The organism is Rhodoferax sp. PAMC 29310 (genome assembly GCF_017948265.1).
Lineage (GTDB): Bacteria > Pseudomonadota > Gammaproteobacteria > Burkholderiales > Burkholderiaceae_C > Rhodoferax.
Genome location: NZ_CP072852.1, coordinates 3,027,359 through 3,047,722 on the forward strand (window position 1 = coordinate 3,027,359; position 20,364 = coordinate 3,047,722).

The following is a 20,364-nucleotide window of genomic DNA, read 5'->3' on the forward strand; positions in this document are numbered from 1 at the left end:
CTGACCCCTGCCGGGGAAATAGAGACTCAGTGATCCCGCAGAGCGGCCATGCAGCGCTCGCGCTGCTCGTCAAGCAATCGTGCGCTTTCTTCAGGCGAGACGCCCAAGGTTTCCAACACCGAGTCCGCCAGCTTCAGACTGGCTTCCAGTGTCTCCGGCACCACCACAGAGGCGCCCGCGTTCAGCAGAATGAGGGCGTGCTTTTCGTCGCGCGCACGGGCAATGATGCGGATGTGCGGCATCAGTCGGCGAATGCCGTGCACCGCGTGAATGGCCGCAGCTGTGTCGTCCATCGTCAACACCACGGCCTTCGCCTGCGACAGCTTGAGTTTGCCCAGCAACTCGGGGCGACTCGCATCGCCAAACACCAGCGGTACGCCCTCGCTGCGGTGCCGGGCAATCAGGCGGGCATCACTTTCGATGGCCAGAAAGGTCACGTTTTGTGCCTTCAGCATGCAACCCACCAAGTGACCCACCCGGCCATAACCGGCGATCAGAACATGGCCCTGCATGCCGCTGAATGTGCCCTCAGGGTGGGGCTCCTGCCCGGCGCGCCGGTCCACCCAGTCACCCAACAACTTGCCCGCGCGTGCCACCAGCGGCGCGGCCAACATGGACAGACCGACCACGATCAGCATGAATTGACTAACGTCACGTGGCAGCACGTTGATGGAGACGGCCAGACCGATCACGATGAAGGCAAACTCGCCGCCCTGGCTGAGCAGCAGGGACCCTTCCAGAGAGCGCCCCCAGCTCAGTCCGAACCGGCGCAGCAAGCCCAGCAGCAGCGTGCCTTTGAGCAGCAGCAGTCCCAGCACCGACAGGGGAATCCACAAGGGCTCATCCAGAACGGCACGCAGGTCAATGCCCATGCCGACGGAGAGAAAAAACAATCCCATTAACAAACCCCGAAACGGCTCGATGGTGATTTCAACCTGATGGCGAAACTCAGTCTCAGCAATGATCAACCCCGCCAGCATGGCGCCCAGCGCCATGGACAAGCCAGCTGCCCAGGTAATTGCGCCCACACCCAGCGCCACCAGCAGGGTGAGCGCCATGAAGGTGTCGGGCTGGTGGCTGGCCGCAATTTGGTGAAACAGCGGACGCACCACCCGCCGCCCGACCAGGTAGATCACCACCACGGTGAGCACCCCTTTCAACGCCGCCATGCCCAGCAGCGCCCCAAAACTCTCGGTGCCCGCCTGCGCGCCCAGAATACTGAGCAGCACCAACAGCGGAATCACCGCCAGATCTTGAAACAGCAAAATGGCAAACGTAGACTGGCCCAGAGGTGAGCCCAACTCCCGGCGTTGACTGAGCAGCTGCATGACGATGGCCGTCGATGAGAACGCCAGCACCAAGCCCAGAATGACCGACGCTTCCACCGGGTTGCCAAACCCCCAGGCCGCAACCCCGATCACGGCCGCGGTCAAACCGACCTGCAGGCCGCCCATGCCAAACACCAGTCGGCGCATGGACCACAATCGGTTCACCGACATCTCCAACCCAATCATGAACATGAGGAAAATGACGCCTAGCTCCGCCAGCACATCCACTCCGTCAGGGCGGGAAAAGGTGAAGTAGTCCATCCATGGGTAAGCAGGGCTCAAACCAGCCAAGCCGTAGGGCCCCAGCGCTGCGCCTACGGCCAGAAACCCCAGCACTGAATTGATTCGCAGGCGCGCCAACAGCGGAATCAACACGCCCGACAAGGCGAGAAAGAGGATGATCTCCTTCAGAAAAGGAAAAGCGGCGTGAGCGTCCATTCGTGCATTGTCAACGTTCACCCGCAGGCCTCAAAAGATCTGCGTCAACCTGTCGTGATTCAGTGTTTTCGACGGCCTGGGTCCGTTACCGCGAAAACCGCTCCTATTTCAATAGCTGCTCCCGCTTACAAACCATGCGCTATACCCACTCTTCTTATAAATTACTCGACCCTCAAATTCATCCGGTGCGCCTGCTCCAGGCAAGCCTGAAAGGCGAGGGCCGCCCGGGAGGGCTGGGGGGAGCGGCGCACGATGCTGAAGAACCCGCAGTCGTAGCGAAACAGCTCGGGGCGCAGGGGTCGCATCTGCCCGGTGCGGGCAAAGGCCTGAGCGTAATGGTCGGGCAGGAAGCCAAGGTATTGGCCGGACAGGATCAGGGTGGCGATGGATTCCTGGTCGTAGGCGGTAGCCTTGCGGGTGAGGCGCACCTGTTGACTGAGTTCCATATTGGGCGAGTGATAGCCCAGCCCGGCAAAGGCGTGAGCGCGCAGAGCGTCCCAGTCGGCGGGTGCCTGATAAGCGGGCGCTTTAAACAAGGGATGCGCGGCGCCGCAGTAAAGCGACATGGTCTCGGTGAACAGGGGCTGGTAGGCCAGCGCCTCGGAGCTGCGGTGGCCGGGGATGACGCCGACCTGAAACTGCCCGTCCAGCACGCCGCGCTCAATGGCGTTCAGCGGCGCCACATGCAGGTGCAGGCTGACTTCGGGCGCCTGTTCGGTGAACAGGGCAATGGCCTCGCCAATATGGGCCAGCGGATTGCTGGCGGTTTTGTCAAACACGGCAATGTTGAGCTGACCACCCATGCGTTTGTGAATCTCGTCCACGCTGGTGCGAAACGCGTCCACCCCGGCCAGCAGGCGCAGGGTCTCGGTGTAAATCTGCTGCCCTTCGGTGGTCAGTGCAAAACCGGCGCGACCCCGGCGACACAGGGTGAGGCCCAACCGGGTTTCCAGGTCTTTGACGTGGCGACTGACGGTGGAGGTGCCAATGTTGAGCTCCAGTTCGGCAGCGGCCATGCCCCCGCACTCGACCACGCTTTTGAACACCCGCAGCAGGCGAATATCCATGTCGCTCAACTGACCCAAGGCGGCTCGGCTCTTTACTTGCATAGATTCGCAACTGAATAGTGATACTTAGACATTTATAAGAGTAACAGAAGCCCCCAGAATTGACCCATTCAGCCCTCTTTTAGGATGCCCCATGAACATGAATGATGTTGCCCCATTGACTGCCCCCCGCACCGACGCGGCTTTTTTGGAAGCCCACTGGATGCCCTATTCGGGTAATCGCAACTTCAAAGCCAACCCGCGCATCATCACCAGCGCCAAGGGCTGTTACTACACCGACCAGCACGGCAAGCAAATTTTTGACGGCCTCTCCGGCCTGTGGTGCAGTGGCCTGGGCCATGGCCGCCCGGAACTGACCGAGGCGGCCGCCAAGCAAATGGCGACACTGGACTACTCGCCCGCGTTTCAGTTTGGTCACCCGCTCTCGTTCGAGCTGGCCAACAAACTGGTGGAACTGACCCCCGCCGGGCTGGACTATGTGTTTTTCACCGGGTCGGGCTCCGAGTCGGCGGACACCTCCCTCAAGATGGCACGCGCCTACTGGCGCTCCAAGGGGCAGGCCAGCAAGACCATCATGGTGGGGCGTGAGAAGGGCTACCACGGCGTGAACTTTGGCGGCATCTCAGTGGGGGGCATTGGCGCCAACCGCAAGATGTTTGGCCAGGGCATTGCGGCCGACCACATTGCGCACACGCAATTGCCCAGCAACACCTTCACCCGCGGCATGGCCGAAAAAGGGGCGGAGGTGGCGGACGACTTGCTGCGCGTGATTGCCCTGCATGACCCCAGCAACATTGCCGCCGTGATCGTCGAGCCCATGTCGGGCTCGGGCGGCGTCGTGATTCCGCCCCAGGGCTACTTGCAGCGTCTGCGCGAGATTTGCACGGCCAACAACATCTTGCTGATTTTCGACGAGGTCATCACCGGTTTTGGCCGCACCGGCTCCTTTACCGGCGCCGAGACTTTTGGCGTAACCCCTGACATCATGAATGTGGCCAAGCAAATCACCAACGGCTCGCAGCCCATGGGCGCGGTACTGGCCAAGAAAGACATTTACGACACCTTCATGGACCAAGGTGGCCCCGAGTACCTGTTGGAGTTTGTGCACGGCTACACCTACTCGGCCCACCCCGTGTGTTGCGCGGTGGCGCTGGCCACGCTGGAGATCTTGCAAAAGGAAAATATGATGGACCAAGTCAAAGCTCTGGCCCCGCATTTTGAAAATGCCGTGCATGGACTCAAAGGCACGAAGCACATCACCGACATTCGCAACTTTGGCCTGGCCGCGGGCTTCACCATCGCCGCCGTGCCCGGCGAGCCCGCCAAACGCCCCTATGAGATTGCCATGGGGATGCTGAAAAAGGGCTATTACGTGCGCTACGGCGGCGACACCATTCAGCTCGCGCCTCCCTTCATCACCACCCCCGCGCAGATCGACAGCCTGCTCAGCGCGCTGGGCGACACCATTCACGAAACTGCTTGATTGAAAACCATGTCCACACTTCCTACCATCCAACACCTGATTGACGGCCAACTGGTCAATGGCGGCACCCGCTCGCAAGACGTCTTCAACCCCGCCACCGGCCAGGCCGAGAAGCGCGTGCTTCTGGCCGACAAACTCACCGTGGAATTGGCCATTGCCAGTGCCCAGGCGGCATACCCCGCCTGGCGCAATACGCCGCCACTCAAGCGGGCGCGCGTCATGAGCAAGCTCAAGGTTTTACTGGAAGAAAACGCCGAGGCGATTTGCGCCTTGGTCACCGCCGAACACGGCAAAGTGCTGAGCGACGCCATGGGCGAGTTGCAGCGCGGCATTGAGAACGTGGAATACGCCTCTTACGCGCCTGAACTGCTCAAAGGCGAGCACAGCAAAAACGTCGGCCCCAACATCGACTCCTGGAGCGAGTTTCAGGGCCTAGGCGTGACCGCCGGCATCACCCCGTTCAACTTTCCCGTGATGGTGCCCTTGTGGATGTGGCCCATGGCCGTGGCCTGCGGCAACACCTTCATCCTGAAGCCCTCCGAGCGCGACCCCAGCAGCGCCCTGCTGGTGGCCGAACTGGCCCTGCAAGCCGGCCTGCCACCCGGTGTGCTGAACGTCGTGCACGGCGACAAGGAAGCCGTGGACACGCTGCTGATGGACAAGCGCGTAACAGCCATCAGCTTTGTGGGCTCAACCCCCATTGCCGAATACATCTACGCCACGGGATGTGCCCACGGCAAACGCGTGCAGGCGCTGGGCGGTGCCAAGAACCACGCCGTGCTGATGCCCGACGCCGACATTGCCAACGCCGTCAACGCCCTCATGGGCGCGGCTTATGGCTCCTGCGGCGAGCGCTGCATGGCGATTCCGCTGGTGGTGGCCGTGGGTGACGCGACGGCGGACGCCGTGGTCGAAGGCCTAAAGGTCGAGATTGCCAAGATGAAGGTCGGCCCCGGCACCGACGCATCCAACGACATGGGCCCGCTGATAACCCGTCAGCATTTCGAGAAGGTCACCGGCTTTGTCGAGCAAGGCGTCAAAGAAGGTGCCACGCTGGTGGTGGACGGCCGCGGCGTGAAAGTGCCCGGCCATGAAGGCGGCTATTTCATGGGGCCTTGTCTGTTTGACCACGTCAAACCCGGCATGGCGATTTACCAGGAAGAGATTTTTGGACCGGTACTGGGCGTGGTGCGCGTGAACTCGCTGCAAGAAGCCATGGACATGATTGATGCCCATGAATACGGAAACGGCACCTGCATCTTCACCCGCGACGGCGAGGCGGCGCGCTACTTCACCGACCACATTCTGGTCGGCATGGTCGGCGTTAACGTGCCCCTGCCCGTGCCCGTGGCTTACCACTCGTTTGGCGGCTGGAAGCGCTCACTGTTTGGCGACCTGCACGCCTACGGCCCGGACGCTGTACGTTTCTACACCAAGCGCAAAACCATCACCCAACGCTGGCCCTCAGCGGGTGTGCGCGAAGGCTCGGTGTTCAGCTTTCCCAGCAGCCGCTAAGGCTTAGGCGCACTGGCGCCAGGCCAGTCACTGACTCACCCGCCCGGCTTTCCAAGGCCCGGCGGGTTTTTTGCGTCATCTCGGGTTGGAGAGATTTGATTACCGAACACCGCCCGCCAATGTGAGAATTCTCAAAGAGTCGGCGCGCCACCGACCTAGCATGCCCTGAATGCATCTGGCGAATGACGAGATGCGGAAAGGGACAGCATGACACCCAAAAAATTGGTATTGATTCTGATTGCGGCAGGGCTGGCCGTCGCGGCCACGTCGGCCGCGTTCGGGTTGCCGCCTTATTCCTGGTTAGGCGGTGGCGCGATGAACACCACCGACGGGGTCATTGTTCGCATCACGGCCAAGGAGTGGGTGGGATGCCACACATGAGCGCGTCGTCGTCGGGCGGACCCAGCTTGCTCAGCAGCTTTCTGGCGGGTTTTCACACCATGCCCGACATTGCCCTGCGACTGGCTTTGTGGGATGGCTCTCAGCATGACTTGGGGCGCGACCCGTTGGTCACGGTGCGCTTGTCCAGCATGGGAGCACTTCGGCATTTTGTGCCCCCCAGTCTGGACAACCTGGCCGACGGGTATGTGAGCGGCCGCTTCGACGTGGAGGGCCGGGCGCAGGACATTGTGGAAGTTGCCTCGCAGTTAGCGCACCAGAGCGTGCCACGTCGGGGCCGGTTTGGGCGGCTGTTGTCGCTCGGTCAGCATGACCGGGCGAGTGACCACCGTGCCATTGAGCACCATTACGATGTCTCCAACGACTTTTACCGCCTGTGGCTGGGCGAGGCCATGGTTTACTCCTGCGCGTACTTTCCCAGCGGCACTGAAACCTTGAATGCGGCCCAGAACGCCAAACTGGATCACATTCTGGCCAAGCTGATGCTGAAACCGGGGGAGCGATTGCTGGACATCGGGTGCGGCTGGGGCGCCTTGGTGATACGCGCTGCAGAGAAGTGGGGCGCGCAGGCGGTCGGTGTGACGCTTTCTCGCAAGCAGTTCGAACTGGCGGGCCAGCGGGTGGCCGACGCAGGATTGGCCGGGCAGGTAGAGATCCGGCTGCAGGACTACCGCGACATTGATGAGCGCGACGGCCAGTTCGACAAGATCAGTTCGGTGGGCATGTTCGAGCATGTGGGCTTGAACCACCTGCCTGACTACTTCGCCAAAATTCACGCCTTGCTGAAGGACGGTGGCCTTGTGCTGAACCACGGCATCACCTCCACCGATGCGGGCAGTGGCGGTTCACCACTGGGCGCGGCCAGCTTCATCCACAAGTATGTGTTTCCAAATGGCGAGTTACCTCACATCAGTCGGGCCCTACGTGACATGCAGACGGGCGGGCTGGAGGCCCTGGACGTGGAGTGTCTGCGCCGACACTACGCACGCACGCTAACCTTCTGGTCAGAAAATTTTGAGCAAAATGGCAATGAAATACGAAGGATGGTGGGCGAAACTACTTACCGCGTGTGGCGCATTTACTTGGCCGGTTGTGCTCATGCGTTTGCCCAGAACTGGGTGTCGCTGTACCAGGTTTTGGCGTGCAAGGAGGGCACCAGCGAGAGCCTCAACCCCACCCCGTGGTCACGGGCCTATCTCTACACCAAGCCCACCGGCTCAGGTCACCCGAATTGAATGGGACCGGTTGCTGGCCCCTGCGGCCTTGGGCAGTCGCACGGTGAGTACCCCGTTTTTGAAGGCGGCGTGCGCCTCATTCAGTGTCACGTTGCGCGGTAGCGGAATGGCACGCTGAAAAAACCCATAGGCGCGCTCCATGACATGGTAAGTGCTGTCACTGGTTTCGCGTTCCGAGTGCTTTTCGCCACTGACGTAGAGCGTGTTGCCGTCCAGAATCACTTGGCAGTCCGCCTTGTCCATTCCGGGCAACTCCAACCGCACCACCACGTCCTTGTCCGTTTCCTCCAGCTCACCCGCCAGCAGGCTCCAGTTAGGGAAGGTGTCCCCACCCACGCTGTCGGACTGGTCATCCCCTTTGCCCTGGGTGAAGTGCGTGAGTGCATTGCTGCTGCGGCAAAGCAACTCGTGCCAACCGCTGGACAGGCTACTCCAAGCGTGACTGAGTTCAAGGCCGATGTTTCTGCCTGTTTGCTTGATTGAGTTCAACATGAACCCTCCAGAAATTGACCTGGATACCGCACGGTCCTGACCGCCAATCATCATTCATTCGGGCGACCGTGCCATCCGAAAATTCACTTTAGGCACAGAAGGGAAGTGCGTTTTGATAAATCACAACCGATCGAGGGGCCACTGAAGTCAACGACAGCGTCGCTGCGGCCTGAGACTGCGCAAACCCCTCGGATACAGACTGTTGTGAATTGCCGTTTTCCGGCTTCAATGGGGGCGGGAGAAGTCCGTCGCGATTGATTCGCCGAGGACAGGTCTGAACAAGGACCTGGCACTGGCGGAGGGGCGGTTTGGTGCAACTCAATTGATCAGCTGGGCGCGACTCCGATCCCATGGGTCGATGGTCCGACGCAAGGCCTGCCATGCGTGAATCGCTGGGTCAATCAACGGCGCCGGCACGAGGACCCTCGATCGGTTGATGTCGCGCGATTTGGTGATTTGTATGCCCTGGGTAACAATGGTCCGGTAGTTCTCGAGCAAAGAACGCGCCGACCCGCACTCCATCGGGTCGACCACCGGCCCCCGATGGAAGCGCTCCTTGCATTTCATGAACCGGATCACGAGCACGGCCAGCTCTAATCCGAGCTGTGCACAGCCACAGCAGGCCCGCGGTGTCGTTTGGGGCAGCGGGAGGTCGAACCAGACGGTTGCAGGTGTGCTGCGTCATCTACAGGCGTAAGACTGGCTCACGGGTTTCGTTCGACGGTTCGCCTTACAGGCGGGAAGGACGACATGCGAGCTTCTCACAGCACACGCACCCTGCTTCTGGTGGTGACGGCAGTTCTCGGTGGCTGTGCCAGCGTTCCTGTTGCCGAACTGGCGAGTTACCGGGATGCGTTCCGCGAAGTGTCGGTTGTTGGCACCACGCTTTACGCGCAGGCAGGCAAGACCGTTGTCGATGTGCAGGCGGCGCAAACAGGGAAGCAGCACAGCCTCGACCTGGTCAATCCCCCTTCTGAGTTTGACCCGCGCGCGGTCGCCGGACCTACTGGACCCGACGCGGACTTTCCACCAGCCATTGCGCTTCGCTTGGCCGCGCTACAAACGGTCGTCGCCTACAACGACTCCTTGGTCGCGCATGTATCTGGTGATCCCCTCGAAAAAATCACAGCACCGCTGAAGGCGGCTGCAGGGTCGATGAACCGGTTCATCGATCTGGCGCGCAACTTCACCGGCAAGAGAGTCAAGGGCTCAGTCGAAACTGATCTCCCAGCGATCAATCCGTTCAACCTCATAGCCACCTCCGGCGTGCTTGGAGGCCTGAAGGGCCTTGTCACGATCGCGTTGCAAGCCAAGGCAAACAACGAGATGCGACAGGCGCTGCTTGACGCATACGAACCGATCCAGCAGGTGTTGTCAATTCTCGAAGCGGATACCGCACAGCTTTATGGCTTCCAAAAAGTCCAATGCGCCCTTGTGCGAAACGGCGAAGCCCTTCCCATGATCAACGTAACGCTCGACTCGGTGGATGGTTTCACAGCCGCATTCGCGCGACCAACGCAGGGTGGCCTGCGCGAGGAAGTCAATGCGTTGGAGCAACGTATGACAGCCAGTTTCGTCGCCGTGTATCAACCCGACGTACCGTTCGACCCTTGTGGCTCGGGCAAGGCAAAATCCATGATCTCCAGTGACCTGAGCGATGCCTTGAACGGGTTCCCGTATCGGTTCCCATTCGCCGAACAGCGCGGCATGCCGTTGACTGAAAAAGGAGCTCTGCTGCTCGGGGGATTCGTCAACGAGGTCGAGCAACAGGCGCTCCGCACCGTCGCGGCTCGCGAAACGCTGCGCAGTTACCACGCTCGCATGCTGCCGGATTACGTCGTCTTGCTGCGGGACGCGAAACAAGGCCTGAGTGTAGTCTGGGCCGCGGCCACTCGCATACCGTCACTCGCCGGACACGGGGGCGAATTGACCACCATCGGCACCAACATAAGAGACAGCATCATCCGCATCCGGTCGGCAATGAAGGCCGACGCAAGCACCCAGTCACCATGACCCCAGGAGATCGCCAATATGCCCCACTTCACCCCTGAACCGGAAGTTCTCTCCATCGACAGACTCGACCTGATTCTCATAGCACGAGGAATACCGGACGAGGTCAAAAAAGCGGCGCGGGAGATCCTCTTAGGCAGCTTGGCCACCGACACGGCGGCCCTGCTCGCGGCGATGGAGCAGCGCTCAGAGCCCTTGCGCCAGTGCATTGCACAACTCGAAACGTTGAGCGCGAAGTTGCAACACACCCGATTCAGCGACGTCGCCGTCTCGGCGACGAGAATTCTGGACAAGGCGAACGCGACACACGGCGGCAACGTCGCAGCGCCTGTCCGTGCCGCTGTCCATTCTGATCCGCGCGCGCCGAAGCCACCGGCAACGGTCGCAGCCCCCTCTGATCAACCCCCGGTCAGTCGGACCCCCAAGCCGGACTCAAAACCCCTGGTTGCGCCGGCCAAGCCGCCACCGGCGGATGCCGCGCATCAGCCCCAGACGCCCCGATCAAACGGCCTGATCAGCCCCGCCCTTGTCACCGCCGCAGATACGTCCCTGTCGCTGGGCGACGCCCAGTCGGTAGCATTAGCGATGGCGGAGCTGGCTGCCGCATACACGATCGATACACCGCGGCGCGTGGCTCATTTCCTGTCGCAGATCGGGCACGAGAGCGGGTTCAAGCTCAAAGCCGAATCTGGCCACTACACGGCCCGGCGCATGCGCAAAGTCTTCGGTTGCAAAGGGGGCATGCGCTACTACGATGCAGCCAAAGACGACGGCAAGAAGGGCCGACTGCGCGACAAGCTCTGGAGCGAAGAGGCCAAATACGCCGGAAATGCGATGAACCTGCTCTCCTACGCCTACGCATCGCGCATGGGAAATGGCAACGAGGCCTCGGGTGACGGGTACCGGTACCGCGGCCGCGGCTTGATGCAGCTGACCGGAAAGGAGAATTACAGCAATTTCACGGCGTTCCACAACCGGAGGTTGCCGGGCGATCCGCAGGACTTCGTCGCCAACCCCGATCTGCTCTCGACCGAACTGAAATACGGCGTCGAGTGCGCGTTCTTTTTCTGGAATATCCGCGACATCAACGACGCAGCCGACCGTGACGACGTCAAAGCGGTGACGAAACTGATCAATGGCGGGGTCAACGGCTTGCCCGACCGACAGCGGCGCCTTGCACGGGTCCGCGAGTTGCTCGGGATTTAGCGTGCGCGGGTTGTTCATCGCCACGGGCAGCATTGAACTGGTGCACCCCGACAGTAGCGGCAGCGGGGGGTTTTCCTTGGCGAACACGCCGCTGTATGGCGGCGGGATGACCAGCGTTCATTTCACTCGCAGCGGATACGACTATGCCGTCTTCGCCCGGGTGGGCCGTGCGCCGGGGAACGGCCAGGCCTCCGACCCAGTGTTCGAGGATGGCGTCACGGTCTCGCGCGACGGTCAGCATCTCAGCACCCGAATCTGCGACGACGGCGGCGCGGGGCTCCAGCAGGACATCCGGTGGCTGCCACGGCGCGGCGGCAACTGAATCGAGCCGGCGCCCGTCGCACCCGGCGACGACACGGCGCCATAGAACCATTGGACTGTACTTGTTGAAACCCAGGAGGCACCCATGAAAAACAATGCAAGCACGTGTCCATGTGCGAACGAAACCGCCGAAGAACTTGCCGCCAGCCCTGCGCCGGACCGTGTGGTAACGCTTGTGCATGGCACCTTCGCACGCCACGCGCCGTGGATGCGAGAGGGTACTTTGTGGCAGGGGTTCCAGCCGAATCCCGGCGATCCGGATGCGCTACCGGGCAGGACACTGTTCAGCCGCTTTTGCTGGTCCGGCGCCAACACGCACACCGACCGCCTCACTGCAGGCGACGCCCTGCATGCGCACCTTGATGGGCTGACGACGAAGTTCCCGCACGCCAAGCACTTCGTCATTGGCCACAGCCACGGCGGCAACGTCATGTTGTATGCGCTGAAGGATCCGTCCTTGGCCGACCGGATCGCTGGCCTTGTCACGCTGGCCACGCCGTTCATCACGGTGCGTAGGAGAAAACTCCATCCTCTGGTGTTAACCGGGATCTTGACGATATGCCTGCTCGGGACCGTCGAAGCAGCCCTCCAGTTTGCGCATGCTAATGAACGGTCCCTGAAAGTTGTGGTTGCAACGAACAACATGAATCTCCTGGCTCAGCAATCGGTGATCTTGATGCCGAAGGCTGGAGCCGAAGCGACGCCTGAGGCGAAAGGCAAATCGAAGGAGGCTGAAGCGGCTGCGGTCGTCGCCAAGGCAGCGGTCGCCGAGGCCAACCGATTCCAGGCGGGATGGTGGATCGCGAGCGTGATGCTTCTTTGGCTTTTCGCGTCCATGGCCTCCGCCTTGCGGTATCGGGGCAAAGCGTTCGGATGGCAAGACCTGACGGCGTTGATTCTGCGAAGTGGCGCCGAGCCCATCGTGGCACGGGAACTGGATCGCTTGCGTCTGACACCGGAGACGGACGCCGCCCGCAAAAAACTGTCCGACAAGTTACTCGTGGCCCGCCCGATCGGCGACGAGGCCGCGATGTCTTTGGTGGCGTCGCAGTTCTTCTCCTGGGTGCAGAACCACATCCTGACGATGCTCAGCGCGTCCATGGGCCGGTTCTGGAAGCTCGGGTGGTTCTCGTGGCTGCCGAAAGTCGTCGTCGCCGCCGCACTGCTGTTCGTCGTGGCCATGGTGCTGCCGAACACGGTCGATGCGTTCTTTGTGCTTGGCGAAGCACCCTGGGTCAACGGCCTGTTCGGCGTCCATTGGATTCTTCGAGACGTGACACTGGTGGCGATCGTGATGTTCTCAGCGGTCTCCGTCGTCTACGGTTTGCTGTGTCTGATCGGGCTGCTGGTCCTGGCCGCGGCGGCCCTGCCATTCGGCCTGGATGCGCTGTTCTGGAACCACTACTTCTCGACCACGGCAGAGTCGTCGCCACCCGGCACAGCACGCGTATTCCTGCAGTCGCCACCACCAGGCACAGGTGAGCCAGGCCTTGTGCACAGCGGCATCTACAGCGACACCAAGGTCATCAATGCCATCGTGGACTGGATCAGGGAGCGCGAGGCCGCGATAGACAGAACGGCGAATGCAGGGAGTTCGGTTGCGAGCCGCTAGGCAATACCGGCAGCTTTGGTGTCGTCGCCGTTATCACGGTGAATTGCGTGGCGGTGGTTGAGATTTCAGCGCATGAATCGCTATTGTTTCAATAGCTGAAAGTGCCTTTCCCTCTAAGGATGAAGGCATAAAAATCCTAAGAGATTGCCATGGGCACTCGCGAGGGGAAAGGGATGCCATTACCCTCCTTTGAAGTGCCTGTCTCGTCGCTCACGCCGCCGACAAAACCAAGTCCAACTGCGCGCCACCGGAGGACGCACGCGACACGGTCAGCATGCCGTGGTGGCTGGCCACCAGGTCGCGAACAACGGACAGGCCAATTCCATGGCCAGGCACCTGCTCGTCCAAGCGTACCCGGCGCTGCTGCAGCACGGCCTGTGGGTCGTCAAAGCCGGGGCCATCATCCGTGACCCGCACATGCAGGCGCTGGTCTTGCGTCCAGATTTTGACCATGACCTGCTGGCGCGCCCACTTGGCGGCGTTGTCCAGCACATTGCCCAGCATCTCAAAGGCATCTCCTTCGTCGATCCGCCAAGTCAGGTCTGCCGGGCAGTCGACGACCCAGCTCAAATGTTTGTCGGCATAGACCTTGTCCAAACTGGCCTGAATTCGCGAGACCACGGGTGCCAGAACCAGATGCGGGGCGAAACGGGCCGCCCCGCTGGCGCCAGCGCGGCCCAGCTGGTGCACCACGATGTCGTCCATGCGTGCTACTTGCTGCGCGACCAAAGCGGGCAGTTCCTGCGGTGCGTCCAGAGACGCCCGCATGACGGCCAGTGGCGTCTTCAGGCTGTGGGCCAAGTCGTCCAGCGCGTCCTTGAAGCGGGTTTGGCGGGCGCGCTCTTGCGCCATCAAGCCATTGAGGTTTTGAGTCAGGCCATTGAGCTCACGCGGGTAGCGCCCTTCCAGCTGAGTTTGGGTGCCTTGCTCAATGTGTTGAACCTCTCGTGCCATTTGGCGCAGCGGCGCCAAGCCCCAGCGCAACAAAACGATTTGGGTAAGCAGCAGCAAAACACCTGTGCCGCCCAGCCACAGCCAGAGTGTTCGCTTGAAGGCGCCCAGTTCCCGGTCAAACGCTGCCTTGTCTTCCAGCACAGAGATCACCAGCGGCGAGGCCCGGTTGTTGACGGTCCAGGTCACGGCGTAGGTGGCGGCCAGATAGGCACGGCCGGTTTTGGCAGGGCTGCCACCCGCCAAGGGGGATGCAGCAATGGTGTCAAAACGCCATTGCCCCGGCGCTTGAACACGCTGAAAAGGTGGGGTGAGGCCGACGGTCGACGTCGACTGCCAAGTCTCATTGTGGTCCGGGTTGACGATCTGCGCGTAGAGCCCGGATGCGGGCAGCGAGAGGCGAGGCTCTGCCAAGGCTGGCGGCATGACCAGCGCGCCTTGGGCGTCCAACTCGGCACCTGCCATCAACAGGTAGACGGTGGTTTGCAGGCGGGCAAAGCGGGCGGCTTGCACACTGTCTTCATATGCTTTTTGAACGGCCCAGCCGGCAGCGGCCAAAAACGCCAGCAAGACCAGCGTGCCGCCCCAGATGAGGCGGGCCCGGATGGACAGCGGCGCTTTTATTGCCATGTGAAGCGGTAGCCGCGACCGCGCAGGGTTTCAATGGGCGGCAGCGCACCGCCGGGGTCCAGCTTGCGCCGCAAGCGCCCGACCAACACCTCCAGCACATTGCTGTCACGGTCCTCGTCGCGCGGATAGAGGTAGTCCGACAACTCTTGCTTGCTCACCACGCGGGCGCGCTCGCGCACCAGGAATTCCAGCACGCGGTACTCAAAGGTCGTCAAGTCCAGCGCCAACGCGTTCAAACGGGCGGTTTGCGCTGAAAAATCAATGCTCAAGGCACCCAGCGTGAGTACATCCGAGGTGGCCTTGAGGGCCCGGCGCAGCAGGGCTTTGACCCGTGCCGCCAGTTCCGGGTACTCAAAGGGTTTGACCAAATAGTCGTCGGCCCCGGCTTCCAGCCCCAACACCTTGTCTTGCCAGCTGCCGCGTGCGGTCAAAACCAGAATGGGCAGGGTGCGACCCTCGGCGCGCAGTGTTTGCACCACGGTGATGCCGTTGACCTTGGGCAAGCCCAGGTCAATGATGGCCATGTCAAACGGGTACTCACGGGCCTGAAACAGGCCGTCCTCGCCATCAAATGCCAAGTCCACCCGGTGACCTTCGGCCTCCAGCTGGCGTTCAAGGCTCAGCCGCAGCACGGCATCGTCTTCGATCAGTAGCAATCGCATGAGCGGTCTCTCGGAGCGCGGCTAAAGCGCTTGCCCGGTGGTGGCGTCCAGCAGCAGCACCCGCACTTCACCCTTGGGCGTGACGACTTTCACCCGCCACACCGCGCGGCCGTTGTACTCGCTGCGATCCACCGACAGCACACGCCCGCCACCGGCCTGGCGCGCGGTCGCAGCAGCCGCGTCCCGGCTGAACTGCGCCCACGCAGGCGTCGCCAAGGCGGTCAACAGGGCCAAGGTGAAAGGAATCAGGAGTTTCATGGTGGTCATAGGTGAACTGGCGTGCATGGGCGGTCATCCTAACCCCGGCAGCACCGTCAGTGCTATTCCTGAATCGGCTCAACCGACACACGCACCTTCAGCCGGTTGCCGGGGTTGTTGCGCATGAAGGTGCTGTAGTTTTGGCCACGGTACTCGTAGACCACCTGGTAGCCCGTCAGTTCCGACTGGGTCTCGTATACGGTTTGGCAACGATTCCCCTCGCGCCCGCCCGTTTGATAGACCTGCGCCGGGTAGGCCGGAGGCGGTGCCGGTCGGGCGTTGCGGTTGTCCAGATGGTCACCCGCAAACGCACCCAGCACCGCGCCTATGGCGGTGGCCGCCACTTTGCCGTTGCCGGCCCCTACTTGATTTCCCAATACGCCGCCAGCGAGGCCGCCCACAATGGCGCCGCCGTAACGGCGCTCGGCGTCCTGATTGCGTTCCTGGTATTGCTCCTGCTCCTGGTAAACCTGGCTGTGGCGCCCCCCGCGCTCAGGTTGCCAACGGTTGGTGCACTCTTGGCGCGGCACACGGGTGGTCTCGTACTGGGGCTCGGCACTGCGCACGCGGGCGGTGTCGATCATGGTCTGGGCTTGCACACTCAAGACGCCGGTGAGCAGAACAGTGGCAGTTAAAAGTTGCTTCATAAACACTCCTTCGGTTGGTATGAAAGTGAGTGTGCAAGCGCCTGCCTGAACCGAAGCTGAACAAACTGCAAATAGCCACCTGCACCCGCTATCCGTCCCGGGTTGCCACGGTCGTCAACAATTTGTCACAGCACGGTCACACCCACCTGACACAATCCGCCACATGACCGACCGACCGCAAAGCCTGGGGGAAGAAATCGCCAACAGCGTGAGCCACGGCGTCGCCCTGCTGGCGGCCATTGCGGCCGTGCCCTTTCTGGTGACCGCAGCCCGCCCGCTCAGCACGCTGAGCTTTATTGGCACCCTGGTGTTTGCGGCGACCATGGTGCTGCTTTATCTGGCCTCCACGCTGTACCACGCTTTGCCCAGCGGCCGCACCAAGGCCCTGTTCCTGAAACTTGACCACGGCGCGATTTACCTCTTTATCGCCGGTAGCTACACCCCGTTTGCCTTGGGCGCCCTGGGCGGGCCTTGGGGCTGGACCCTGTTTGGCGTGATCTGGTCGTTGGCCGCCATGGGTATTGCGCTGAAGGCGTTTGACCAGTTGACTCACCCCTGGTGGTCCACCGGGCTTTACCTGGCCATGGGCTGGTTGGTGGTGGTGGCCGCTGTGCCGTTGATCGAACGCGTGCCCCTGCCCGGCCTCTTGTGGCTGCTGGCCGGCGGCCTGGCCTACACCGTAGGCGTTGTTTTTTTTGTACTGGATTCCCGAATTCGGTACTCCCATGCCGTGTGGCATGGCTTTGTGGCCACCGGAACCGCTTGTCACTTTTTCGCGGTGCTGGACTACGCGGCTTGACCGTGTGGTTCGCGCTCTTTTCACGGTCTTCAGGAGACACCCATGCACAAGCACCTACAAAACCTTCAACGACTTTGTCAAAAAATGCAAACCCGCTACGGCGAAGACGATGACCTGGTGATACAGCTCAAGCAGGAAATGGCCGCCTTTGAGGCCAAAGCCGCCAAGGACTCGCAAGCCATCAACAAGGGGCGGCGTCATCTTGACCTCACCCAGGCCGCCCACGCCCTTCATTGAGCCCGGGGCGGCAAGCCGCCCCCCCTTGCCGCGGGCGCTAGACGACGCCCGTGGCGCGCAGGGCAGCCATCTCACTGGCGCCCAGACCCAATTCAGCCAACACCTCGTCGGTGTGCTCGCCTAAACCTGGCGGTGGGCGAATCAGCACCGGTGGCGTGGCCGTCAAACGCAGAGGGCTGGCCACACCCGCTATGGATTCAATAGCTGTTCTCTCATATAAGTCGGACGCTACAGCCTGTTTTATATGCAAACCCCTGGCCTTCACCTGCTCGTCGTCAAAGGCCTGGCCAATGTCATTGATGGGCCCACAGGGCACCGCTTTTTTCTCCAACAGTGCGATCCACTGCGCCGTCGTTTGGGTGCGGGTGTGCGCCTGCATGGCAGGAATCAACACCTCGCGGTGGCGCACGCGCAAGGTATTGCTGCCAAAGCGGGGGTCTGCGGCCCATTCCGGGCGCCCGGCGGCCTCGCAAAATCGGGCGAACTGGCCGTCGTTGCCAATGGCCAGCAGCATGGCGCCGTCTTCGGTCGGAAAGTCCTGATAGGGCGCCAGGCTGGGGTGGCTGTTGCCTTGGCGGTGCGGCACGTTGCCGGTGTTCACAAAGCCCGCCGCTTGGTTGGCCAATATCGCCATGCCGACATCCAGCAAAGCCATGTCAATGAGTTGCCCCGCCCCGGTGCGGTTGCGCACTTCCAGCGCCGCCAAAATGGCGGAGGTCGCGTAAACGCCGGTGAACAAGTCAGTCAGCGCCACGCCCACACGCTGGGGGCCGCCGCCGGGCACGTCGTCCGGGCGGCCGGTGATGCTCATCATGCCGGTCATGGCCTGAATCATCAGGTCGTAACCGGCTCGCTCGGCGTAGGGGCCGTCTTGCCCAAAGCCGGTGATGGAGCAGTAGATCAATCGTGGGTTGATCTCCTTGAGGTTGGCGTAATCCAGCCCGTAGCTGGCCAGGCCGCCGACCTTGAAGTTCTCCACCAAAATGTCGCTCCGCAAGGCCATTTGCCGAATCAAGGCCTGGCCTTCGGGCTTGGCCATATCGATCGTGATGGAGCGCTTGTTGCGGTTGCAGGATGTGAAATAGGTGGCTTGATCGGTGTCGTTGCCTTCAGCATCCTTGAGGAAGGGAGGGCCCCAGTGGCGGGTGTCGTCACCCGCACCGGGGCGCTCGACCTTGATCACGTCCGCACCGAGATCCGCCAGCATTTGGGTGCACCAGGGGCCGGCGAGCACGCGGGAGAGGTCGAGCACTTTGAGGTGGGACAGGGCGCCTAGTTGCTTGGTTTCAGTCATTGTTGGGTTGTCCATGCTTTGGTTGCGGGGGTCATGGGATGTTGGCGAGTTGGGACCCGTGGTGCTTGATACGTTTCGATTCTCGGGAGTTTTTCCCCACTCTCTCCCCAACCCTCTCCCGCCCCGCCGGGCGGGAAAGGGAGCCAACAGCCACATTTGGCCGCGTGTTGGAAGTAATTGAGTTCATTCTGAGCTGACAACCAACTTCAAGTGATCGGTATCAGTTATCTGCTCACGTTTTCTGTCCCCGGCTACTTTTGGCATTGGCTCATCCACATGAACTCAGTCACTTCAAACGGTTGGCCACATTTGGCAGTTCGGCTCCCCTCTCCCGCCCGGCGGGGCGGGAGAGGGGTTGGGGGTGAGAGTGGGGGTTACAGCGCAAGAATTGCTACATAGTTAATAGCTACTCATGCTGACCCAACATTCTCCAGAGCAAAAAAACGTCAAGAAAAAGCAGGAATTCCCGTCTGCGCCCGACCCAAAATCAGCGCATGAATATCGTGCGTACCTTCATAGGTATTCACAACTTCCAAGTTCACCAAATGGCGGGCCACACCGTACTCGTCAGAGATGCCGTTGCCGCCCATCATGTCGCGCGCCAAACGGGCAATGTCAAGCGACTTCCCGCAGCTGTTGCGCTTCAGAATGGAGGTGATTTCAACGGCAGCCGTGCCCTCGTCCTTCATGCGACCCAAGCGCAAACATCCTTGCAAGCCCAGCGCGATCTCGGTCTGCATGTCGGCCAGTTTTTTCTGAATGAGTTGGTTCGCGGCCAGCGGACGACCGAACTGTTTGCGGTCCATGGTGTACGTGCGAGCACGGAACCAGCAGTCTTCAGCGGCACCCAGTGCGCCCCAGGCAATGCCGTAGCGCGCGGAGTTGAGGCAAGTGAAGGGGCCTTTGAGGCCTTGCACTTCAGGAAAGGCATTTTCTTCAGGGCAGAACACGCCGTCCATCACGATCTCACCAGTGATGCTGGCGCGCAGGCCCACTTTGCCGTGGATGGCGGGGGCGGACAGGCCTTTGGAGCCTTTGTCCAGCACAAAGCCGCGAATCGGGCCCACTTGGCCAGACGCACTCACCTCTTTCGCCCAGACCACAAACACATCAGCAATGGGGCTGTTGGAAATCCACATTTTGGAGCCGGTCAGCTTGTAGCCACCGTCCACTTTGTGGGCGCGGGTGATCATGGAGCCGGGGTCGGAGCCATGGTCAGGCTCGGTCAGGCCGAAGCAGCCAATCCACTCGCCGGTGGCCAGCTTAGGCAGGTATTTTTGTTTGGTGGCTTCATTGCCGAATTCAAAAATCGGCACCATCACCAACGAGCTTTGTACGCTCATCATGGAGCGGTAACCGCTGTCCACGCGCTCGACTTCGCGGGCGATCAGGCCGTAGGCGACATAGTTCAGACCCGGGCCGCCATAGGCTTCAGGAATCGTGGGGCCGAGCAGCCCCAGTTCACCCATCTCACGAAAGATGGACGCATCAGTTTGCTCTTTGCGAAAGGCCTCAATCACACGCGGTTGCAATTTGTCTTGGCAGTACGCGGCGGAGGCGTCGCGCACCATGCGTTCGTCGTCGCTGAGCTGGCTGTCCAGCAAAAAAGGGTCTTGCCAGTTGAATGCGGCGTGGGCCATGTGAAATCTCCATGAATCTAGGTGTTAGAAGGGGGCGTGTTGTTTTGTATGGTACCGGTGCAAGGCGCGATTCACAATCAATCATTTCTCATCCAGATATGCTGCATTCGCATAGCTTGTGTCTTCTTGAGCGGTATAGT

19 protein-coding genes are annotated in these 20,364 nt (G+C 61.3%); 10 read left to right on the plus strand and 9 right to left on the minus strand.

Translation table 11 applies throughout. The features are described from left to right. Positions 1 to 26: 26 nt before the first annotated feature. Positions 27 to 1,766, minus strand: a complete 1,740-nt coding sequence (locus tag J8G15_RS14110) for a cation:proton antiporter (protein ID WP_210542806.1) — start codon at positions 1,764 to 1,766, stop codon at positions 27 to 29. 161 nt (positions 1,767 to 1,927) lie between these two features. Beyond that, the gene (locus tag J8G15_RS14115; RefSeq protein ID WP_210542807.1) at positions 1,928 to 2,875 is read right to left on the minus strand and encodes a LysR family transcriptional regulator; all 948 of its coding nucleotides are present in this window, start codon (positions 2,873 to 2,875) and stop codon (positions 1,928 to 1,930) included. Positions 2,876 to 2,966: 91 nt separating this feature from the next. On the opposite strand from J8G15_RS14115, the gene J8G15_RS14120 reads away from it, so the two are divergent. The 4 genes from J8G15_RS14120 (at position 2,967) to J8G15_RS14135 (ending at position 7,465) form a co-directional block, all read left to right on the plus strand. Next, positions 2,967 to 4,316 (plus strand): aspartate aminotransferase family protein, encoded by a 1,350-nt coding sequence (locus J8G15_RS14120; RefSeq protein ID WP_210542808.1) that lies wholly within the window; start codon positions 2,967 to 2,969, stop codon positions 4,314 to 4,316. Positions 4,317 to 4,325: 9 nt separating this feature from the next. Further along, positions 4,326 to 5,831 carry a CoA-acylating methylmalonate-semialdehyde dehydrogenase gene (locus tag J8G15_RS14125; protein WP_210542809.1) on the plus strand — a complete coding sequence of 502 codons (1,506 nt, stop codon included), beginning with the start codon at positions 4,326 to 4,328 and terminating at the stop codon, positions 5,829 to 5,831. A 207-nt stretch (positions 5,832 to 6,038) separates the two neighbouring features. Beyond that, complete coding sequence (locus J8G15_RS14130; protein ID WP_210542811.1) at positions 6,039 to 6,212, plus strand: hypothetical protein; 174 nt, start codon at positions 6,039 to 6,041, stop codon at positions 6,210 to 6,212. Between the two features lie 59 nt (positions 6,213 to 6,271). Beyond that, positions 6,272 to 7,465, plus strand: coding sequence for a cyclopropane-fatty-acyl-phospholipid synthase family protein (locus J8G15_RS14135; RefSeq protein WP_210547596.1), 1,194 nt, complete (start codon positions 6,272 to 6,274; stop codon positions 7,463 to 7,465). Here J8G15_RS14135 and J8G15_RS14140 read toward each other — a convergent pair. Continuing rightward, positions 7,448 to 7,957 (minus strand): Hsp20/alpha crystallin family protein, encoded by a 510-nt coding sequence (locus tag J8G15_RS14140; RefSeq protein WP_210542812.1) that lies wholly within the window; start codon positions 7,955 to 7,957, stop codon positions 7,448 to 7,450. The two genes, J8G15_RS14135 and J8G15_RS14140, sit on opposite strands and share 18 nt — an antisense overlap. A 750-nt stretch (positions 7,958 to 8,707) precedes the next feature. Here J8G15_RS14140 and J8G15_RS14145 point away from each other — a divergent pair. From J8G15_RS14145 to J8G15_RS14160, 4 genes are all read left to right on the plus strand, one after another. Then, complete coding sequence (locus J8G15_RS14145; RefSeq protein WP_210542814.1) at positions 8,708 to 9,970, plus strand: hypothetical protein; 1,263 nt, start codon at positions 8,708 to 8,710, stop codon at positions 9,968 to 9,970. A gap of 18 nt (positions 9,971 to 9,988) precedes the next feature. Beyond that, a complete protein-coding gene (locus tag J8G15_RS14150; RefSeq protein WP_210542816.1) occupies positions 9,989 to 11,173 on the plus strand; it encodes a glycoside hydrolase family 19 protein in 1,185 nt (394 codons plus the stop codon). A 10-nt stretch (positions 11,174 to 11,183) separates the two neighbouring features. Beyond that, positions 11,184 to 11,495 carry a hypothetical protein gene (locus J8G15_RS14155; RefSeq protein WP_210542817.1) on the plus strand — a complete coding sequence of 104 codons (312 nt, stop codon included), beginning with the start codon at positions 11,184 to 11,186 and terminating at the stop codon, positions 11,493 to 11,495. Positions 11,496 to 11,579: 84 nt separating this feature from the next. Next, positions 11,580 to 13,106 (plus strand): triacylglycerol lipase, encoded by a 1,527-nt coding sequence (locus J8G15_RS14160; protein WP_210542819.1) that lies wholly within the window; start codon positions 11,580 to 11,582, stop codon positions 13,104 to 13,106. A gap of 210 nt (positions 13,107 to 13,316) precedes the next feature. Here J8G15_RS14160 and J8G15_RS14165 read toward each other — a convergent pair whose 3' ends face one another. From J8G15_RS14165 to J8G15_RS14180, 4 genes are read right to left on the minus strand one after another with little or no spacing between them, the layout of a single operon-like run. Beyond that, complete coding sequence (locus J8G15_RS14165; RefSeq protein WP_210542821.1) at positions 13,317 to 14,687, minus strand: ATP-binding protein; 1,371 nt, start codon at positions 14,685 to 14,687, stop codon at positions 13,317 to 13,319. After that, positions 14,678 to 15,349 (minus strand): response regulator transcription factor, encoded by a 672-nt coding sequence (locus J8G15_RS14170; RefSeq protein ID WP_210542823.1) that lies wholly within the window; start codon positions 15,347 to 15,349, stop codon positions 14,678 to 14,680. Before J8G15_RS14170 ends, J8G15_RS14165 begins: the two co-directional genes overlap by 10 nt. Positions 15,350 to 15,370: 21 nt before the next feature. Beyond that, complete coding sequence (locus J8G15_RS14175) at positions 15,371 to 15,634, minus strand: PepSY domain-containing protein (RefSeq protein ID WP_240538302.1); 264 nt, start codon at positions 15,632 to 15,634, stop codon at positions 15,371 to 15,373. Positions 15,635 to 15,669: 35 nt separating this feature from the next. Further along, entirely contained in the window at positions 15,670 to 16,254 is a 585-nt protein-coding gene (locus J8G15_RS14180; RefSeq protein ID WP_210542824.1) for a glycine zipper 2TM domain-containing protein, read from the minus strand. Positions 16,255 to 16,417: 163 nt separating this feature from the next. Between J8G15_RS14180 and J8G15_RS14185 the strand changes: the two genes are divergently transcribed. Continuing rightward, positions 16,418 to 17,053 carry a hemolysin III family protein gene (locus J8G15_RS14185; RefSeq protein ID WP_210542825.1) on the plus strand — a complete coding sequence of 212 codons (636 nt, stop codon included), beginning with the start codon at positions 16,418 to 16,420 and terminating at the stop codon, positions 17,051 to 17,053. Between the two features lie 42 nt (positions 17,054 to 17,095). Then, the gene (locus J8G15_RS14190; RefSeq protein WP_210542826.1) at positions 17,096 to 17,290 is read left to right on the plus strand and encodes a hypothetical protein; all 195 of its coding nucleotides are present in this window, start codon (positions 17,096 to 17,098) and stop codon (positions 17,288 to 17,290) included. A 37-nt stretch (positions 17,291 to 17,327) separates the two neighbouring features. Here J8G15_RS14190 and J8G15_RS14195 read toward each other — a convergent pair whose 3' ends face one another. Beyond that, on the minus strand, positions 17,328 to 18,584 hold the full coding sequence (locus tag J8G15_RS14195) for a CaiB/BaiF CoA-transferase family protein (RefSeq protein WP_210542827.1): 1,257 nt from the start codon (positions 18,582 to 18,584) through the stop codon (positions 17,328 to 17,330). Positions 18,585 to 19,030: 446 nt separating this feature from the next. Further along, a complete protein-coding gene (locus J8G15_RS14200) occupies positions 19,031 to 20,224 on the minus strand; it encodes an acyl-CoA dehydrogenase (RefSeq protein WP_210542828.1) in 1,194 nt (397 codons plus the stop codon). Positions 20,225 to 20,364: the final 140 nt, after the last annotated feature.

Coding starts and splice junctions, on each gene's coding strand:
- J8G15_RS14110 (WP_210542806.1), bottom strand. CDS start 1,766: ATGGACGCTCACGCCGCTTTTCCTTTTCTGAAGGAGATCATCCTCTTT.
- J8G15_RS14115 (WP_210542807.1), bottom strand. CDS start 2,875: ATGCAAGTAAAGAGCCGAGCCGCCTTGGGTCAGTTGAGCGACATGGAT.
- J8G15_RS14120 (WP_210542808.1), top strand. CDS start 2,967: ATGAACATGAATGATGTTGCCCCATTGACTGCCCCCCGCACCGACGCG.
- J8G15_RS14125 (WP_210542809.1), top strand. CDS start 4,326: ATGTCCACACTTCCTACCATCCAACACCTGATTGACGGCCAACTGGTC.
- J8G15_RS14130 (WP_210542811.1), top strand. CDS start 6,039: ATGACACCCAAAAAATTGGTATTGATTCTGATTGCGGCAGGGCTGGCC.
- J8G15_RS14135 (WP_210547596.1), top strand. CDS start 6,272: ATGCCCGACATTGCCCTGCGACTGGCTTTGTGGGATGGCTCTCAGCAT.
- J8G15_RS14140 (WP_210542812.1), bottom strand. CDS start 7,957: ATGTTGAACTCAATCAAGCAAACAGGCAGAAACATCGGCCTTGAACTC.
- J8G15_RS14145 (WP_210542814.1), top strand. CDS start 8,708: ATGCGAGCTTCTCACAGCACACGCACCCTGCTTCTGGTGGTGACGGCA.
- J8G15_RS14150 (WP_210542816.1), top strand. CDS start 9,989: ATGCCCCACTTCACCCCTGAACCGGAAGTTCTCTCCATCGACAGACTC.
- J8G15_RS14160 (WP_210542819.1), top strand. CDS start 11,580: ATGAAAAACAATGCAAGCACGTGTCCATGTGCGAACGAAACCGCCGAA.
- J8G15_RS14165 (WP_210542821.1), bottom strand. CDS start 14,687: ATGGCAATAAAAGCGCCGCTGTCCATCCGGGCCCGCCTCATCTGGGGC.
- J8G15_RS14170 (WP_210542823.1), bottom strand. CDS start 15,349: ATGCGATTGCTACTGATCGAAGACGATGCCGTGCTGCGGCTGAGCCTT.
- J8G15_RS14175 (WP_240538302.1), bottom strand. CDS start 15,634: ATGCACGCCAGTTCACCTATGACCACCATGAAACTCCTGATTCCTTTC.
- J8G15_RS14180 (WP_210542824.1), bottom strand. CDS start 16,254: ATGAAGCAACTTTTAACTGCCACTGTTCTGCTCACCGGCGTCTTGAGT.
- J8G15_RS14185 (WP_210542825.1), top strand. CDS start 16,418: ATGACCGACCGACCGCAAAGCCTGGGGGAAGAAATCGCCAACAGCGTG.
- J8G15_RS14190 (WP_210542826.1), top strand. CDS start 17,096: ATGCACAAGCACCTACAAAACCTTCAACGACTTTGTCAAAAAATGCAA.
- J8G15_RS14195 (WP_210542827.1), bottom strand. CDS start 18,584: ATGACTGAAACCAAGCAACTAGGCGCCCTGTCCCACCTCAAAGTGCTC.
- J8G15_RS14200 (WP_210542828.1), bottom strand. CDS start 20,224: ATGGCCCACGCCGCATTCAACTGGCAAGACCCTTTTTTGCTGGACAGC.